At 51.6% G+C, this 17,665-nt stretch carries 12 protein-coding genes; 8 read left to right on the forward strand and 4 right to left on the reverse strand.

Annotation, left to right across the window (positions count from 1 at the left end; translation table 11 throughout):
* Positions 1–194 precede the first annotated feature (194 nt).
* The 5 genes from M1D70_RS23525 to M1D70_RS23545 all read left to right on the forward strand — a co-directional run bounded on the left by M1D70_RS23525 (position 195) and on the right by M1D70_RS23545 (position 10,306).
* Complete coding sequence (locus M1D70_RS23525) at positions 195–4,676, forward strand: S-layer homology domain-containing protein (RefSeq protein WP_456288115.1); 4,482 nt, start codon at positions 195–197, stop codon at positions 4,674–4,676.
* 242 nt (positions 4,677–4,918) lie between these two features.
* Positions 4,919–5,626, forward strand: coding sequence for a response regulator transcription factor (locus tag M1D70_RS23530; RefSeq protein ID WP_009593270.1), 708 nt, complete (start codon positions 4,919–4,921; stop codon positions 5,624–5,626).
* Between the two features lie 6 nt (positions 5,627–5,632).
* On the forward strand, positions 5,633–7,072 hold the full coding sequence (locus M1D70_RS23535; protein ID WP_456288116.1) for a HAMP domain-containing sensor histidine kinase: 1,440 nt from the start codon (positions 5,633–5,635) through the stop codon (positions 7,070–7,072).
* A 90-nt stretch (positions 7,073–7,162) separates the two neighbouring features.
* A complete protein-coding gene (locus M1D70_RS23540; RefSeq protein ID WP_456288117.1) occupies positions 7,163–7,927 on the forward strand; it encodes an ABC transporter ATP-binding protein in 765 nt (254 codons plus the stop codon).
* Positions 7,928–7,933: 6 nt separating this feature from the next.
* The gene (locus M1D70_RS23545) at positions 7,934–10,306 is read left to right on the forward strand and encodes an ABC transporter permease (protein WP_456288118.1); all 2,373 of its coding nucleotides are present in this window, start codon (positions 7,934–7,936) and stop codon (positions 10,304–10,306) included.
* 147 nt (positions 10,307–10,453) lie between these two features.
* Here M1D70_RS23545 and M1D70_RS23550 read toward each other — a convergent pair whose 3' ends face one another.
* The 4 genes from M1D70_RS23550 to M1D70_RS23565 form a co-directional block, all read right to left on the reverse strand.
* Positions 10,454–10,936: a hypothetical protein gene (locus tag M1D70_RS23550; protein ID WP_009593297.1), complete on the reverse strand. Its 483-nt coding sequence runs from the start codon at positions 10,934–10,936 to the stop codon at positions 10,454–10,456.
* Positions 10,933–11,730, reverse strand: a complete 798-nt coding sequence (locus tag M1D70_RS23555) for a DUF3100 domain-containing protein (RefSeq protein ID WP_009593281.1) — start codon at positions 11,728–11,730, stop codon at positions 10,933–10,935. Before M1D70_RS23555 ends, M1D70_RS23550 begins: the two co-directional genes overlap by 4 nt.
* 31 nt (positions 11,731–11,761) lie before the next feature.
* Positions 11,762–13,024 carry a M20 family metallopeptidase gene (locus M1D70_RS23560; protein ID WP_009593199.1) on the reverse strand — a complete coding sequence of 421 codons (1,263 nt, stop codon included), beginning with the start codon at positions 13,022–13,024 and terminating at the stop codon, positions 11,762–11,764.
* Between the two features lie 214 nt (positions 13,025–13,238).
* Positions 13,239–13,838 carry a short chain dehydrogenase gene (locus M1D70_RS23565; protein ID WP_456288119.1) on the reverse strand — a complete coding sequence of 200 codons (600 nt, stop codon included), beginning with the start codon at positions 13,836–13,838 and terminating at the stop codon, positions 13,239–13,241.
* Positions 13,839–14,104: 266 nt separating this feature from the next.
* On the opposite strand from M1D70_RS23565, the gene M1D70_RS23570 reads away from it, so the two are divergent.
* The 3 genes from M1D70_RS23570 to M1D70_RS23580 all read left to right on the forward strand — a co-directional run bounded on the left by M1D70_RS23570 (position 14,105) and on the right by M1D70_RS23580 (position 17,585).
* On the forward strand, positions 14,105–15,058 hold the full coding sequence (locus M1D70_RS23570; RefSeq protein ID WP_015736876.1) for an ABC transporter permease: 954 nt from the start codon (positions 14,105–14,107) through the stop codon (positions 15,056–15,058).
* Positions 15,059–15,070: 12 nt separating this feature from the next.
* Positions 15,071–16,000: a carbohydrate ABC transporter permease gene (locus tag M1D70_RS23575; protein WP_009593207.1), complete on the forward strand. Its 930-nt coding sequence runs from the start codon at positions 15,071–15,073 to the stop codon at positions 15,998–16,000.
* A gap of 88 nt (positions 16,001–16,088) precedes the next feature.
* The gene (locus M1D70_RS23580; protein WP_456288120.1) at positions 16,089–17,585 is read left to right on the forward strand and encodes an ABC transporter substrate-binding protein; all 1,497 of its coding nucleotides are present in this window, start codon (positions 16,089–16,091) and stop codon (positions 17,583–17,585) included.
* Positions 17,586–17,665: the final 80 nt, after the last annotated feature.

A 17,665-nucleotide genomic window follows, 5' to 3' on the forward strand; every position in this document is an offset into this window, starting at 1 on the left:
CTTTTTAGAGTGGAGCATTTGTAGAGAACCTGTATAGCTATTGTAGAGAATTTGTAGAGCATGCTTTGTTATTCTGGTTTTCGCTTGTCAAAATATGTTCTTCCATGTCAAGAAGGCCGCCTTGGGGCAGGTTCGCTTGAGATGAAAAGTACAAGTCGACACACAAATCAAAAAGAAGGAGGATGATCAATTTCATGAAAAAATCCGGAAAATTCGGATCCTTGTTTATGGTGATCTGTATGCTCGTTGCCACGTTTCAGCCTTTGACGGCACCGGCCTCTGCGGCGGCGGCACCCGAGGACAAATGGGTCACCTATAAACTTGATGATTTCAGTAATCCCAAACAGGTCGGATTATTCTCGCTGAACGGCCAGGCCAAAGTGATGCAAGACAGTAAAGGTCGCGATATCCTGCGTCTGACCGAGGCACAAGGAAACCGGTTCGGTACGGCTTTTAACAAAAAGCTGATCGCGGCAGGGAACAACTATTCCTTCAGCACTTTTTTCAAGTTCCGCCTGAACGGGGACAATCGTACCAACTCTCCTGCCGACGGCATTACCTTTACCATTCAGGCCCAATCCAACAGTGCGGGCGAAGTCGGTGTGGGCATTGGCTATGGGGGGATCAAACCCAGCTTTGCGGTGAAGTATGATACGTATCAAAACCCGAGCCCGGTCAATGATCCATCCGCTAACTACATCGGACTTGCAAAAAACGGTAGTGTGAACAATACCAACCCGGATTGGTATACAACGAACCTCAATGGCATTACGCTGTCAGGAGGAGAAGATCTATACTCCTGGATCGACTACGATGGACAGACCAAGGTCGTTAAGGTTTACCTCAGCAAAGATGCTACGCGTCCGACAACTCCCGTTCTGGAAACAAGCAACATTGACTTGGACGAAATCTTTGCCGGATATCCCGGCGTTTATGCCGGATTCACCTCCGCCACCGGCGGCTCGATGGAAACCCATGATATCCTTGGATGGTATTTCACGAACGAATTCGAGCCGATCGATACGGCAAATACAGGCTATGTCTACAAACAAGCTCCAACCGACGTCAGAATTGAAGTCGTTCCTACCTCTGAGCCTGGAAAGTATGAAGTGATAGGAACCGCGCTTGATGTAAACGGCGATCCCGTGGAGGGAGCCCCGATTACCTTCTATTCCGAGGAAGGAGTTTGGACTTCTCCATCCCAATCGACCAATAGCCAGGGACAAGCTACGGCCATTCTGGATTTTGGCGATAATCCTCCATCGGGAGAGATAAAGGTTGTGACGGTAGGTGGAGCTTACGCTACGGTTCCGAAGGCTCCGGTCCTTTCATCAGGTAATACACCTGCAACAGCGAATGAGCTGTCGTGGAACACTGTAACAGGAGCTACTTATTATAGTCTTTATAAGGACGGTGTCCTGCTCGACACGAATATCCGTGTTCCCTCGTATACCTTGACGGGGGCAGATCTGGATGAGATCTCACAATACACAGTAACTGCGGTTATATCTGGACCGGCCGGTACGATCGAGACCCTTCCATCTAATCCAGTTACTTTAGGGCTCTACTTTGATAAGCCGGAATACAATCTTAATACGAGCCCTCTTGCACAAAACTACACGCATCCTACGGTGGTCACGTCTGTTTATGAGACCGGTAGTAGAGACGTTACCCTGGAGGTAACGGAGTTTACCGTTAAAAATCCACTCGTAGCTACGATAAGCGAAGACGGTTTACTGACGGCAATAGGTGCGGGCACCACCGTAATCGAGGCCGTATATAACGGTAAGACCACTCAATCCATTGTTAAAGTAAGCATCGATGCTCCGGCGCTAAAGATTGGGCAAGTGAATGCGACCAATGCCGAGTTATTGTGGAACGCCGTCCCGGGCGCTCAAACGTACAACATCTATGATGCCAACGGACAGCTGATCGCCGACGGAGTGACAGGCACTAGCTATGTGTTGTCCGGCCTGAAGCCGGAAACGAAGCAAAGCTATGTCATCAAAGCCGTCAGCAACGGCATTGAATCCCCTGCTTCGCCGTCCGTGGAAATAACCACGCCGGCCTCCGGCCTGCGCGATCTGTTGATCGATCCGGCAAGCGTCACGCTGCAGACCGGTGATCAGCACACGCCTAAGGTAACGGCGGTTTCCTTGGATGAAAGCATTCAGGATGTAACAGGCAAAGCCACATATACATCTTCCGATGATAAGGTGGCCACGGTCGATGCTAATGGCGTCGTTACCGCCGTAGCACCAGGCACGGCCATCATCACGGCTACGCATGACGGAAAATCCGTCACGCAAACCGTCCATGTTCATGATCAGGCATTATCTTACAACCTGGATGTAACGGTGACCCCTGAAGGCGTATTGGCTGACGGGAAGTCTCCGGTCACGGTTACCGCTAAGGCTACCGATTCCAATGGCAACCCGGTTCCTGGAGTGCCCGTGGTCATCACATATGATTCCGGAAAAACCAAGACGGTGACCACCAATGAAGAAGGGATTGCCGTATGGACATACGAACCTTCGGTTTTAACGGACACGACGCCGTTATACGACATCGTGGTGGCGGAGATACAGGATCCCGGCACAGGCACAACCGTTCAAGCAAGCAAGGGCGTACATTACTTCCCTGCCGCCATTGACGGCATCGTTGTGGATCAAATCACCGGCAAACCGGTAGCAGGCGCAAAAATTACCGTGGAATCCGATTTCAACAACGACGGAATTCCTGATTTCTCGGCTGAGTTAACGACCGGCGAGGACGGCTCCTACCAGATACCGGTTCCGCGCGGAAACTATACCTACGAGTTGAATATCGAAACTCCGGTTCAAATCGGAGGGCGTGACGTCACGTTGACGCAAACCAAACAGGTTACGATCGGTACAGTACAACCTGGCCAAACGATCAAACCTTCGAACCTGCTGAGAGGTCAATTATTCGTTGCTTCCGCCAGCGGAGCATCCAACCCTGACACCATCGGGGATATCCTTGGCAGCGGAAAAGCCGTTGCACTGCTTCAAGGCTTGAACGGCAGCAGCTTTAAGCAGCCGCTCACCGTCGCCAATGACGGAACGTTCTCGCTGGATCAAGTCCCGCCGGGGAAATACCAAATATCCTACCAGCTTGAACTGGCGGATGGGACGGTATTGGCAGGTCCTGCTTCCATCTTGGACGTGGATATGACCCAAGACGGACAGACTGCGATCGTGTATTCCCTGATAGATCCTTACGGCGTCATCACGGATGCATCGACAGGAAAAGTGATTAGCGGCGCAGACGTTCAATTGTATTGGGCTGACACTGAGCTTAACCGTCAGAAAGGACGGGTGCCGAATACGCTCGTATCCTTGCCTGCACTGGCTGGGTTTGCGCCTAACCAAAATGCCAATCCGCAGATTTCCGACGCGGCTGGCGAATATGCATGGATGGTATATCCGGAAGGCGATTATTACATCGTCGCGAAACGAAGCGGCTATTACACTTATGACACTCGGGTTTCCAAACCGAATGCCCCAGCCGTTAACGGTTCCGACAGTTATATCAAAGACGGGATCATCCATGTGGGACAGAGCATTATCGCATTTGACTTTGCTATGCAGCCAGTGCCGTCCTCAGGTAATGGCGGGGATTCATCCGGATCGGGTTCTTCTCCATCAACGCCGCCTTCAAGTCAGCAGGGCGAAGTGACATTGAACCTGTCCACGGACAAGAAGCAAGTCCAAGAAGGCACGCAATCGACCATTACCGTCGATTACGTTAATCGTACCAACGCGGCATTACGTGATGCATCGGTTCAAGTTACCCTTCCTGAAGGCGCCGAAGTCGTGAATGCTCACGGCGGAAAGGTTGATGGCAGAACCGTAACCTGGAATGTGGCTCATCTCCCTGCCGGAAGCACCGGCAGCTTCAAACTGGACATCAAGTGGGGACTGATTGCAGCCAAAGAGATTCAATACGAAATCATCGGACAGCTTACGGCAGGAAACAGCAAAAAATCCAACAGCGTCCAAGTTCAAGTATTCTCTGAACGGTTCGGCGATCTCCAGCATCAGCGTTATATTCTCGGGTTCCCTAACGGTAAATTCCAACCGTCCAATACCTTGACCCGGGCCGAGCTCGCTGCAATCGTTGCTCGTCTTTCGGAGAAAACCACAGGTAACGCGAACTCGAGCTTTAACGATATTCGAAAAGGACATTGGGCGACCGATTACATTCAAATCGCGGTATCCCAAGGATACTTCAACGGTTACGCAGACCATACGTTCCGTCCGGATGCACCGGTCACTCGCGGAGAACTGGCTGCGGTGCTGGCCCGTTTCCTGGATCTGGACACATCGGCTTCCGTGAATCGCCATTTTACGGACATCGAAGGAAGCTGGGCTGCCGAATCCATTGAGGCATTATATCGCAACAATTTGTTATCCGGTTATCCTGGAAACACGTTCCGGCCTAACAACCGCATGACGCGGGTCGAAGCCGTCACGTTGATCAACAAAGCGTTATACCGTGGACCTTTGACGGGATTGGAGCCGCTCTTCCCTGATGTAGCAGAAACCCATTGGGGGTTCGGCGATGTTCAGGAAGCAACGGTTTCTCACCAGTCCACTCGTCATTCAGACGGCGTTGAGGTTTGGGTTTCCACGCTTAAGGATAACGTGAAGTAATAATACTCTCCTTCATAGGGAGGATGCTGTCGATCATCAAAGCATCCAACCGCTCAACCCCCGGTCTTATTCCAGACCGGGGGTTTTCCTTGTTCCAGATACATGTAGGCATGCATTCAGCTAACTTAAAAATAGCGACAGGGTTATCCAGGGGGATTTTCCTTATCTTCCCTATGCTTAAATCCGACCCGTGCTATAATGGATTCACTATTTAAAGCAAACGGAACAGGGGCGACTTTTTCATGCAATCTCCTAAAACGGTACTGATTATTGAAGATGAGCGGGATATCTCGCGCATTGTGAACGATTATTTGCGTGTCCAGGGATTCAGCACGTTCATCACGGAGAATGCGAGGGACGGATTGCAGGGAGTCCGTAACCGGCAGCCGGATTTTATCATTCTTGATTTGACGCTGCCAGACGCTGACGGAATTGAAGTATGCCGTGAGCTTCGTACATTGACTTCTGCGCCCATACTTATTTTAAGCGCTCGCAGCAGCGACACGGACAAAGTGCTTGCCTTGGGTTTCGGCGCCGATGATTATATGACCAAGCCCTTCTCGCTCAGTGAGCTGGTCGCCCGGGTTCAGGCGCATTTGCGCAGAATGGCCGACCCGAAACTCCAGGCAGCAACACAACAGCTATTGCGATTCGGCACGTTATCGATTGATAAAAGCGCCCGCAAGGTCATGGCCGGACAGCGGGAAATTGCTTTATCCGCGAAGGAATTCGACCTGCTCTATTTTCTCGCATCCAACCCGAACCAAGTGTTTACCAAAACGCAGCTGCTGGATCAGGTGTGGGGGTACTCCGCTTATGTCGAGGATAATACGATCACGGTCTACATTCGGCGGCTCCGCGAGAAGCTGGAACGCAGCGGTATCAAATCCGCTTATATCACGACGGTTTGGGGTGTCGGTTATAAATTCGACCCCGATGAAACGGAGTAGCCTTTTATGCACTGGAAACCATGGTATGCAAGAAGGCTCTGGACGGCTTGCCTGTCTCTTCTTGTCATTTTGCTGTCCGTCGTTTGGCTCGCTTGGCCCTCGAACCAGCCTGCTTCGTCCTCCATCGTCAACCACATTCGCTTGCTGACCAATACGATCGTCCATACGTTGGAGAACGAGTTCGTCGAACTGCTCCCTCCCGATGCTCCAATTCGCGAGAAATTAACCGGCTGGAGTCAAGAAACAAGGATCGGCCTTAAGGTCGTGCTTCCTGACGGAACGATGATATATGACAGCGATGATTCATCGGTACGCCGTATTCATCCTCGCTTTGAACTGGACTATACGCTGCGTATGTCCGACGGCGACCCGCCCGATTACCACCTGGCATTTCCGCTGCTGGATGCCGGAACCAACGCCTTCGCAGGCTATGCGCAGTTTACGGTCCCTGCATCTGCAGCGACCGCGGCCACCCCTTCTTCCGGCTTGCTTCTCGTTGTGCCATGGACCTTGCTTTCCTTGGCGCTCCTGACGCTGCTTTATATACTCTTCTCCACCGGACGCCGGGTGCAGCGGGATCTGGTTGAGCCTGTTGCCGGGCTCAAGCCCTATGCGGAAGCCATCCTGAAGGGCGATTACGAGCAGCGCGCCGAATGGGCAAGCAATAACGAGGTCGGCGAACTCTATGCCGTATTTGATCTCATGCGTGAAGAAATTCGCAATTTACATATGCAGCAAGCCTCGCACAGCCAGTCGCACAAGGAACTCATTTCCAATCTGTCCCATGATTTAAAAACCCCGCTGGCGACCATCAAAGCCTACATCGATGCGATTCGTGAAGGCATCTGCCCCGATCTGCCGAGTGTGATGGCTTACCTGGAGGTGGTGCATGCCAATACAAGCAAGATGGCTGTGCTTGTAGACGATTTGCTGCTGCACGCGCTGCGTGATCTGGACCAAATTGCGGTGCGTCCGCTGGAGCAATACAGTTCTTCTACGATTGAACCTGTGTTGCGAACCATGGCGCACTACATACGTACGATGGGAGTGCGCTGCGCGGAGCCTTCTTCCATTCCGAACGTGCTTGTTATCATCGATGCTGTGCGCTTCGAGCAGGTCATCGCCAATCTCGTCACGAATGCCCTGAAGCATACCAAGCCCGGGGATACGATTACGCTCGCCGTTGAGGAGTTGGCCGAATCATCCAGTTTACGGATCATAATTTCCGATACGGGCAGCGGTATTTCCCCGCAGGACATGCCGTTTATTTTTGAACGGTATTACCAAGGCGGTGTCCCGGACCGCAAGAAACTGGCCGAGCGGCACGGGGTTGGACTCGGTTTGTCGATTTGCAAATATATTATGGAAGCGCATGGCGGCACGATCACGTTTCACAGCAAACAGCAGCAGGGAACGACCTTCTGCTTGACTCTGCCGCTAAGCTGACCCCTGTCATACTTTATTAATAATTTGATAAGGAATGCGCAAGAATCGTCCTCTATAATTTGGAAGCATGAGAAGAGAGGAGACCCTGTCATGCCTACAAACAAAACCATCATGCTGCAAGCTTCCAATTTATGCAAAACCTATACCACCGGCAAAGAGCAGTACCATGCCGTGCGCAATGTCGATCTGTCGATATATGCCGGCGACTTTACTGTGATCATGGGAGATTCCGGGTCCGGAAAGTCGACCTTGCTTTACTTGCTTAGCGGACTTGACGCCGTGACGGCCGGTGAAGTCCACCTTAAGGGACAGCGCCTCGATCAATTTTCGGCTAAGGAGCTTGCGCGTTTTCGAGCAGATCAGATCGGTTTTATCTATCAAAACAGTAATCTCGTGCCGGATTTGACGCTGTTCGATAACGTCGCTCTTCCTGGTTATATCGCCAATCGGGATAAAGAAGCCGTAAAACAAAGGGCCAATGACCTGATGACAAGCCTGCAGCTCGAAAAACAAGGCACCCGGCTGCCTTCCCAGGTGTCCGGAGGCCAGCAGCAGCGGGCCGCCATCGCCAGGGCGCTCATCAACAATCCGGATATGATTTTTGCCGATGAACCCACCGGCAGCCTCAACTACGAACAAGGTGTTACGGTGCTCGATATCCTGAGCCGGATGAATGCGGAGGGCCAATCGATTGTCATGGTCACCCACGATATGAAGGCAGCCTGCCGCGGCAATCGCCTGATCTACATTCGCGATGGCAAGATCGGCGGCACGCTGGATATGGGACCCTACGTCCCGGAGTTGGCCTCCGAGCGGGAAGCGATGATCTTTGCTTATGTCACCGGGAGGAGGTAGTCCAAGATGCGTGCCATATTGACGCTGTGCTGGGGGAACATTCGCAAACGAAAATTGCAAAACGCGCTGATCGCATTGCTCATTGCGCTATCTGCTCTATTAGTCAGCGCCGCTTTCACGGTCTTGATGAATACGGAAAATGTATTCGAAGAGCGCCATACGGCTGCTCAAGGTGCCCATGAAATCATAAATATGACCCGCGGGCTGCATGATGAACGCATGGTTGCCGATTGGTGGTCAACCCAGGAGGGCGTGACCGCCTCCAGCCTTATTCCTTACAAGCCTTGGACCGGCTTGGTCTATAACGGGCAAGAACTGCCCAATCTTTATCTGTATATGATCGATACGCCTCCGATGCCGCATGGGGTCAATAATCCGCTCCCCGGCGCCGGACCGGCTCAACTGACCGTTCCGGAAGCCGGAACCGTCTGGGTACCCACCTCGCTCGCCTACAAATACGACATGGAAGTCGGCGATGAACTGGTGTTCACGGCCGGGGCTGCCCCGGTACAATTCACGATCGGCGCTATCGTTATTGACCTGTCACATGGCGGCCCCTTCACCACCACTGCCCGCATCTGGATGAACGAAGCGGACTACCTTTCGACCATGGGCGGCTTGTCCACGCCGGAGCAGTACCTGGTGTCGCTTCGCTATGCGCATCCCGAACAAAGCGGGGAGTACTGGCAGCGCTTTGAGCAGGCGCTCGGATCGCCGTTTTTGGAAGAACGCGTTTCGTTTGCCGAGCTGTCCGCCTTTTACTTTATCATGAACAAAGTGATCGGCTTCGTCATGAGTTTCCTCGGACTGGTCATGATTGCTGTCGCCTTGCTTACGATCGGCTTTACGATCACGGACACGATCCTGGCCAATTACCGCACGATCGGCATTCTCAAATCCATCGGCATGACCTCCGAACGCATCATCGTCACCTATATGCTGCAGTACGGCTTGTTGACGGTTATCGCCTTGATCCCTGCCCTGATCGGCAGCCGTCTGCTGTCGGATGTCATCATTCAGAATTCCTTATCCTTCCTTAAATCCGAGGCAGCGCCAGTTTCCGTGCAGGCGCTGGGAGTCGCAATCTGGACCGGCATCGGCATGCTGATCATCATCCTCTTGTGCGTCGTCCTCTATGCAGCCAAAACGCGCCATATCGAGCCGATTCAGGCGATCCGCTATGGCATGTCGGAGTCTTCGCATACCCATGCACATCGACATGGAACCGGCACAAGGCTGCTGGACCGATGGTCCGTACCCGCCGTCATCGGATGGAAGCATGTGACCGGCAACAAAAAAGGGGCGGCGCTGGTCTTTCTGTTGATGAGCATTACCGCGGCGGTGCTCGTCTTTGGCACCCTGCTGGTAACGAGCGTCTATCGCATCAGCGAAACCTCCGCCCAGTGGGGCTACGACGATGCGGATATCGCCATCATGGTGATCAACGCTGACGGAATGGATCGTACAGAATTGCAATCTTATATCGAGAAGGATCCCCGGGTCCTCAGCCTGAATTGGTCCGGCTCGGCTATTGGAGTTGTTGCGCAAGCAGATGGCACTCAACCGACGTTCAGCCTCCCGCTGACCGTGGTGGAAGGCAGCATGGACGAGATGGGATTGGCCTCGCTGACAGGCCGGAACCCCGTGCTGCCTAACGAAATCACGATCGGAGTCAACATTGCACGCAAATTGAATAAAGATATTGGCGATGCCGTCACGATCTACATCGAAGGAAAACCGCATCAGCTGCTGATCACCGGCACGTTTCAGTCCATTTCCAACCTGTCGAATATCGCTCGGATCACATCGGATCTTGTCGGACAGATCCATCCGGACGCCGGGTTTGTTCAACTTCGGAACCAAGCGGATAGCGATGAGTTCGTGCGACAGCTGAATCAACGCTATGGTCCGGTGATCCAGGCCCTCAAGCAGGAAGTGCTCCTGGATTCCGTATTCAAGGAGGCCACTGCCGTGCTGCTCATTCCGATGAGTTTGCTGGCCCTTCTGTTCCTCACCGTCACTTGCCTGATCGTCTATAGTACGTGCCGCCTGCATATTCGCAAGGAAACGAAAACCTACGGCATTTACGCTTCGCTCGGCCTGACGGCATCAGACATCCGCCGCGCGTTGACAAGCGGCATTGCCGGAGTGGCTGCCCTCGGTACGCTGGTTGGCATGGTATGCGGAGTCTACGCGCTGCCAGCCGTACTGCGCGGCTTGCTGTCTGCCTACGGCATCGTCAAGGTGCCGCTGGTCATGGAGTGGCCGCTGGCGATTGTCCTGACGCTGATCGCTCTTACTATTGCCGTCAGCGGCTGCTGGTTGGCTTCGCGAGCCCTTGACCGCACCTCCTTGCGAGTGCTGGTGACGGATTCTTGAGGAAAGTCAACGAGAAACGGCTGCGGCAGACTAATGAGCCATTTACCAAACGAGGCGAAAGCTATCGGTTTCGCTGTTGAACGAGAAAAAGATGACCTCCGTTTTTCGGAGGTCATCTTTTTTACCTTCTTGGCTTTGTTCCATATTTTACTTACCGGACAAATAAAGGCCGAGCTCTGACAGCAGCGCACTTCCCACGTACGTGCCCGTGAACACGAACACCGCAACGATCGCGACGCGCCAGGAGGTTTTGCGAAGATCAACCAGCCTGTCGGCTACGGAAATGCCGGCGAACGCCAAAATCGGAGTGGTGATGGACAAAAAGTTGACGTTGGCAATGGCGTCCACAAACACATCCGAAATCAGGCAGCAGATCAGCGAAACGATCGATACCCAGCCGAGAACCGGGAATTCCTGCAGGAATTTCAGCGGAACCTTTTTCATGAGCGTCGAGATCAGAACGCCGATGAAGGAAAAAAGCCAAAGCACGGATAAGCCGGCTATCGTCCCTATCGTAATATGGCCTTCGCCGTTTTTGATGAACTTCATTTGCTCCGTAAATAAAATAAGACCGACGCTAAGCAGCAGGACGAGGGCATATTTTGCGTATTTATTCAAACCGGTGCTCATTTCTTTTCACCTCTGACCATTAATTTGTACATAAACCGCTGCAGCGGGACCGCGAGAAATACCATCGTATACGTTCCGAGAAAGCTGGTAAGCAGCTGGCTCGCAGCAGCGTATCCGTTAATGGTCTCCGTCATTTCAGGAGAATGCGCGATTAACGCGGAAGAAGAGCCTGTCATCATGCTGGCGGAACCGACCCCGGAGGACATCGCCAGCGCTTCGATCGAGAAGCCGGCGGCAACCATGACCGGCGCCAGAATGCTGAAGAACAGCGTGCCGAATAGGGTACCGATAATATAGAGGGACAGTACCCCGCGGCCTTCGTCGGAGTCGAGCGTATACTTCTCGGAGATGTAAGCGAGTTCCCCTTCCCTTCCAAGGCCAAGCGTAGCGCCGATGGCTTCCCTTCTCAGGCCGAGCAGGATGGCGATGGGAAGTCCGAGCACAATCGTCCCCAGGTTGCCGATTTCCTGAATGATGAATACCCAGCCTACTTTTAAGATTTCTTCTAATCTAGGAGCAACGTCGGCTCCGTATCTCGCCATAAGCGGCAGCATAATAAAGATCAGATACTTGCTGGAGAAACCGACGTTTTCCTTGCTGTAAATTTTCTTCATCAAGCCTTTACGGAATATCGACAAGCCGAGCACCATCGTGATCAAAATGGCGAATACGAGTGGAAGCAGGCTTATTTTCACGGAGCCGACCTTGATGGACTGAATGCCGATAAATTCGGCAACCGCTATAACAATGAGCACGAATGCAAGCAAATAGAGATACTGTAGTTTTAACTTCATGCCATGATGTCCTCTTTTCTTTTTTTCTTTCTTAATGGGAGCCAACGATCGACGCAAGGAGCTGCTCGTATTCGGCGAATGTGCGGCGGTAGAGCTTCGAGCGGTCGATACGTCCGCTCATGCGCTCCAGCACCTGCGTTAAAAATCTCGGGAACACTTCATAAATAAATTCCGGATCGATATCCTTGAAATCGTCGCCGTGGATCGTTCCCGTAAAGCCGCTGTAGCCGATTTGAATGCAGGGCATCATGAAGGCTAAATCCCCAATGTCTCCTGCAGCGCTGATGGCGTTGTTGTTCCAAATACGCGCGATCTCCTCGTTATCCTGGAACGCCTCCAGCACGAACTCGGACAAATACCGGTCCTGAACGAACGGCAAATATCCCATCTGCGTCTTAATCTCGACCTCGCCTTGAAGGGCCAGCGCGCTGCCCCTGGCCGCATCATCCATCTTGGAGGCCGCTTCCTTCATGTAGTCCACCGACTGGGTGCGCAGATCGCTGCCAACCGTAATCCGGTTGGGAATGACGTTGGTCGACATGTCGGACTCCAGGACGATCGGGTTCATGCGGACCTTCTCGCTGTCCTTCATTTGCTGCCTGCTGAGGCCTAACGCCACATTGAACAGGGTCGACATGCTGTAGGCATTTTTGGCGGAGAAAGGATCGAAACCGGCGTGGGTTGCTTTTCCGGTAAACGTGTAATGCTTATATAAGAATCCGGCCAGGTCGCAGTTGATTTCGATCGTGCGCTCGGCAAACTCTCCTCCCATGGCGTGTACGCACAGCCCGATGTCGATATCGTCGAACACGCCGAGTTTCATCGCTTCGGGTTTTCCTCCGTAATAGGAGATCTTGCCGCTTCCGAGCAGCTCGTCCCTGTAAGCGAGATCCAAATACTCCTCGGCGGGAATGAAAATAAACGTTAGACTATAATCCAAAGCGTCGTACGCCTTGGACTCGAAATAATGTTTGTATAAAGCCAGGGCAATCGCCACCTGCGTATAATGACCGCAATTGTGTGCCGCACCCGTTGCCTCGTCCGATCGCCAATGGGTTGGAGCATATACCGCATCAAGCTCCGCGATAAAAGCGATGTTCAGCGGCTTGCCGCCGCCAAGCGTTGTCCGAAGGCCGGTTGTGCTGAATGATTGCAGCTCGATATCCGGATTAACCTTTTTCAGAAAATCCACTACCGTTTGATTGGTTTTAAATTCCTTGTAGCCAAGCTCAGGGTTATCGAATATGGTCTGTCCTACACCTGCAATTTCTTCGTACTGTTCTTTAAAACTCATAGCTGCCTCCCTCTTGATGAAAATAATCCTAATGTTAGTTTAGTTTTCTTAATTGTGTCAATAAAAATCACGTTATATTATTTTCCTATAGAAGTGATTATATTTACATATAACGCTCTCGTTTTCCCTTTGTTTGATAGCTGCAGATGGACGAAAGAAAAAAGAATCCGGATTAAGCCCGGATTCTCTTTTATAACTTTGTGCACTTTTTTCATTAATAAACTTCATAGTTTTGCCCGGTTTGAGCCCCTTCCACACTCTTTTTATACGCTAGCGCTACACGTGCGGCCGGCACGGCTTCAAAGCCCGGGAAAAACTCGCCGTATTTATCTAGGGACTCCACTAAAACATTAGGGCTTACGCTGTTTATGCGAATTCCCCTCGGCATTTCAATGGCTGCGGATTTAACGAATGCCTTGACACCGCCATTTGCCATGGCTGCCGATGCGCCTTGAGGAATGGGATCATCCATCATAATTCCGGTTGTTAAGGTAAAGCTTCCTCCGTCATTCATATAATCCAGTCCTAGAAGGACTAGATTAATTTGGCCCTTAAGTTTGCTTTCAATGCCCATCTCATTTAGCTCCGGCGTCAATTCTGCAATAGGACCAAAATGCGCACCGCCTGTTGCGCTGATGACCGCATCCACTTTTCCGATTTTTTTATACATGTCTTTAATGCTGTTGACGGAAGTAATATCCACTTGGGCATCGAAGCCGTTTCGCCCGGCATGTACGATTTCGTGATTTTTTTCTAATTCTTTAGCGACTGCTCGTCCGATCGTGCCGCTTGCGCCAATGATTACTACCTTCATGTGCAGCCTCCTTATTCCTGTGAGATTTCAATTATATTATACCCACGGTTTTGCTTGCAGACATCGAAAGATCTCCTAGAGAAAGGCCTTGAAATATTATAATAAAAAACCATGTTCTGTAAATGTCCGTCCTAACAAGTCTTTCGAACCTAACGTTTGTTGACTATAGTATCAAGTTTGTTATCTGGAAGCAGCGTTTCCTCCTCTTATACAATGAAATCAACAAGTGTACGACAAGCGAGATTACACCGTAAGGAGTGACAGACATGAGCTCTCAAGCCGAACCCAAAAAACGAAAGCGCTTACGAATGCGCTGGCACAAGCAGGATACGGAATTGACCCTCTTGGCGCTGCCAACCACGATCTGGTACATCCTGTTTAGTTTCTTACCGATGTTCGGGATCATTATCGCCTTCAAAAATTTCAAGATTAGCGGCGGGTTCTTGAGCAATGTGTTCAACAGCCCTTGGATCGGGTTCAAAAACTTCGAATTTCTATTCAAGTCGAATGACGCCTGGATCATTATTCGAAACACGATAGGATACAACATTGTGTTTATTGTGCTGGGGATCGTTCTGCCCGTCCTATTCGCGATCATGATCGGCCTCCTCCACAGCCGCAAAGCCAGCAAAGTCTATCAGACGATGATGTTCCTCCCCTATTTCCTGTCGTGGGTCGTCGTATCCGCCGTAGGCTGGGCATTCCTGAGCTTTGATAAAGGGATCGTCAATCAAATGCTCGTCTCGATGGGCAGCGATCCCATTAACTGGTATATGGAGCCGAAGTATTGGCCGTTTTTTCTGATTCTCTTGAATGTCTGGAAGGGCCTGGGCTATGGCATGGTCATCTATCTGGCGACCATCACGAGCATAGACAGCACCTATTATGAAGCAGCCGTCATCGATGGCGCGTCCATTTGGCAGCAGACAAGATTCATTACGCTGCCCATGCTCAAGCTGGTGATCGTCATGATGTTCATACTGGCGGTAGGGCGCATATTTTACACCGATTTCGGTTTGTTCTATCAGGTCACGCGAGACTCCAATTCGCTGTTCAACGTGGCGACCACGATCGATGTCATGGTGTATAAACAACTGAAAACGGCTACCGTAGGCATGGCATCCGCAGCCGCATTCGTACAGTCTGTTCTGGGATGCGCTACGATTCTGGCCGCTAACTGGATCGTTCGCCGAATCGATCCCGATAGCGCGATGATGTAAGGAGGCAAGAAGATGACATCGAAATCTACTTATCAGACAGGCCTTGAGAAGTTTAACCGTACAAACAAAGCCGTCAACCTTTTGTTCAACCTGATCTTCATTCTGTTGGCGCTGCTCTGCGTCATACCTGTAATCGTAGTCCTGTCCATCTCCTTCTCCAGCGAGGAGTCCATCCGCGAGACCGGATATCATCTGCTGCCGGTCGCCATGTCGGCCGAGGCTTACGTATACATCATCAAGCAGGGAACGATGATTCTGCGGGCCCTCGGCGTATCCGCCCTCGTTACCGTGGTCGGTACCGTGCTCGGGGTGCTGCTGACCGCCTCCATGGGTTACGTTCTCTCTCGCCCCAACTATAAGCTGAGGGGATTTCTGACCTGGGTGGTATTCATTCCGATGGTATTCAACGGCGGCTTGGTATCCAGTTACTTCATCAACACGAATTTGCTGGGACTGAAAGATAGCATCTGGGCGCTGATTCTCCCGCTCGCCGTTTCATCGTTCAACGTCATCATATGCAAAACCTTTTTCAAAAGCACGATTCCCGACGGGCTGATCGAATCGGCCGAAATCGACGGCGCGAGCCAGCTGCGAATCTTCTTCTCCATCATCATGCCGATCTCGCTGCCGGTCATCGCCACCATCGGACTGTTTCTCTGCTTTGCTTACTGGAACGACTGGTTCCAATCGATGCTGTATATCGACAACCAGAACCTGTATTCCCTGCAAGCGCTGCTCAACAGCCTAATGAGCAATGTGGACGCACTCGCGAAGAATGCAGCGAGTATGGGCGTAAGCTACGCCATGCTCGTCGCAACGATGCCGAAGGAATCCGCCCGCATGGCGGTCGCCATTCTCATCGTGCTGCCTGTAGCATTCGCCTACCCTTTCTTCCAGAAATATTTTATTTCCGGATTGACGGTCGGCGCCGTGAAGGGCTAATGACGAAATAAACCAAGACAAGCTTGGTTTATGATAAATATCCGCTGTACACACTTAGGTAATTCAACTTCAAAAAGGGGGAAATGAAATGAAAAGAGCATTAAAGTTCATCTCTACGCTGTGCGTGCTGACGCTTATGTTGACTGCTTTGGCAGCCTGCGGCGGCTCGAAGCCTGCACCTGCGACAGACGGATCCCAAACGACGCCGGACACATCCAATGACACCGAAACGGCAAGCAAGGATGTACCGACGTTGACCTGGTGGACCATCGGCGGCCAAGTGCCTAACAATTTCAGCAAAGCGGTGGATGCCATGAATGCCTACACGGCCGAGAAGATTGGCGTGAAGGTCGACATCAAGGTAGCCAGCTGGGGTGAATGGGACACCAAAATGAATACCATCGTGAATACCGGCGAGCCATTCGACATCATGTTCACGAACAGCGGTAAATACAGCAAGCAAGTAGCTATGGGCGCGTTTGCCGATATTACGGATTTGGTTCAGAGCGAAACGCCGGACTTATACAAACTGATTCCCGAGAAGGTATGGGAAGGCACAAAGATCGGCGGCAAATATTATTCCGTTCCGACTTACAAGGATTCCGCGCTGACGCAGTACTGGGTATTCGATGATAAGTACGTGCAAAAGTACAATATCGACATCAACAATATCAAAACATTGCAGGACCTGGATAAACCGCTTCATGACATGAAGGCCGGCGAAGGCAAAAGCTTCTATCCGCTGCCAATGACGCAAGGCGAAGGCTTGAACGGCTTCTTTAACGACTATGACGATTTAACCCTGGGCTTCCCTCCGATCGGCGTCAAAGCGGACGACGCATCGCGCACGGTTGTCTCCGTGCTGGAGCAGCCTGATGTTGTGGCTAATCTGAAGCTGCTGCATCAATGGTACCAGGATGGCATCATCAACCCGGATGCGCCGACGAAGACGGAGAACGACAAAGGCAGACCGTTCTTTGCAGCCCAGGCATTCCCGGGAGCCGAGATCAGCTGGCAGATCAATGACGCCATCGAGAAGTACGATATGGTCCAGCATTACGGGCCGATCTATACCACCAGTACGATTCAAGGCTCGCTGAACGCGATTTCGGCGAATTCCAAGTATAAGAAGGAAGCCTTGAAATACCTTGAATTGGTGAATACGGATCCTAAACTTCGCAATATGCTGGCATTCGGCGAGTTGGGCGTGGATTACAACAACGTCGATGGCGAAAAAGTGATTGAGCGTACATCCGATACTTGGCCGCTTGCGGCTTACACGCAAGGCACGTTCTTTAATCTGGCGGTTACGAAAGGCGCTCCTGAAGATCAATGGGAGCAGGTTAAAAAGCTGAACGATGCAGCGAGCTCCTCCACCGTCCTCGGCTTTGCGCTGGACATCACCGATCTTCAGACCGAAGTGGCGAACTGCCAGGCCGTGTGGGATAAATACAAATATGAAATCATTACAGGAGCATCCGATCCGGAGAAAGTGATACCGAAAGTCACCGCTGAATTAAAGTCGGCCGGCATGGACACGATCATGCAAGCGGCCCAAGAGCAGATCAATAATTACTTCAAGTAAATTCCTGCGCATCCCTTATTAGGACACTTTTAAGGGATGCTTTTTCCATCCTATCTATGAAGCTTGGCGTGAATCGTGTT

The organism is Paenibacillus sp. AK002 (assembly GCF_053903045.1).

What these genes read in the sequence shown, in the direction of transcription:
- M1D70_RS23525 (WP_456288115.1), top strand. Translation starts at nt 195, where the DNA reads ATGAAAAAATCCGGAAAATTCGGATCCTTGTTTATGGTGATCTGTATG.
- M1D70_RS23530 (WP_009593270.1), top strand. Translation starts at nt 4,919, where the DNA reads ATGCAATCTCCTAAAACGGTACTGATTATTGAAGATGAGCGGGATATC.
- M1D70_RS23535 (WP_456288116.1), top strand. Translation starts at nt 5,633, where the DNA reads ATGCACTGGAAACCATGGTATGCAAGAAGGCTCTGGACGGCTTGCCTG.
- M1D70_RS23540 (WP_456288117.1), top strand. Translation starts at nt 7,163, where the DNA reads ATGCCTACAAACAAAACCATCATGCTGCAAGCTTCCAATTTATGCAAA.
- M1D70_RS23545 (WP_456288118.1), top strand. Translation starts at nt 7,934, where the DNA reads ATGCGTGCCATATTGACGCTGTGCTGGGGGAACATTCGCAAACGAAAA.
- M1D70_RS23550 (WP_009593297.1), bottom strand. Translation starts at nt 10,936, where the DNA reads ATGAGCACCGGTTTGAATAAATACGCAAAATATGCCCTCGTCCTGCTG.
- M1D70_RS23555 (WP_009593281.1), bottom strand. Translation starts at nt 11,730, where the DNA reads ATGAAGTTAAAACTACAGTATCTCTATTTGCTTGCATTCGTGCTCATT.
- M1D70_RS23560 (WP_009593199.1), bottom strand. Translation starts at nt 13,024, where the DNA reads ATGAGTTTTAAAGAACAGTACGAAGAAATTGCAGGTGTAGGACAGACC.
- M1D70_RS23565 (WP_456288119.1), bottom strand. Translation starts at nt 13,838, where the DNA reads ATGAAGGTAGTAATCATTGGCGCAAGCGGCACGATCGGACGAGCAGTC.
- M1D70_RS23570 (WP_015736876.1), top strand. Translation starts at nt 14,105, where the DNA reads ATGAGCTCTCAAGCCGAACCCAAAAAACGAAAGCGCTTACGAATGCGC.
- M1D70_RS23575 (WP_009593207.1), top strand. Translation starts at nt 15,071, where the DNA reads ATGACATCGAAATCTACTTATCAGACAGGCCTTGAGAAGTTTAACCGT.
- M1D70_RS23580 (WP_456288120.1), top strand. Translation starts at nt 16,089, where the DNA reads ATGAAAAGAGCATTAAAGTTCATCTCTACGCTGTGCGTGCTGACGCTT.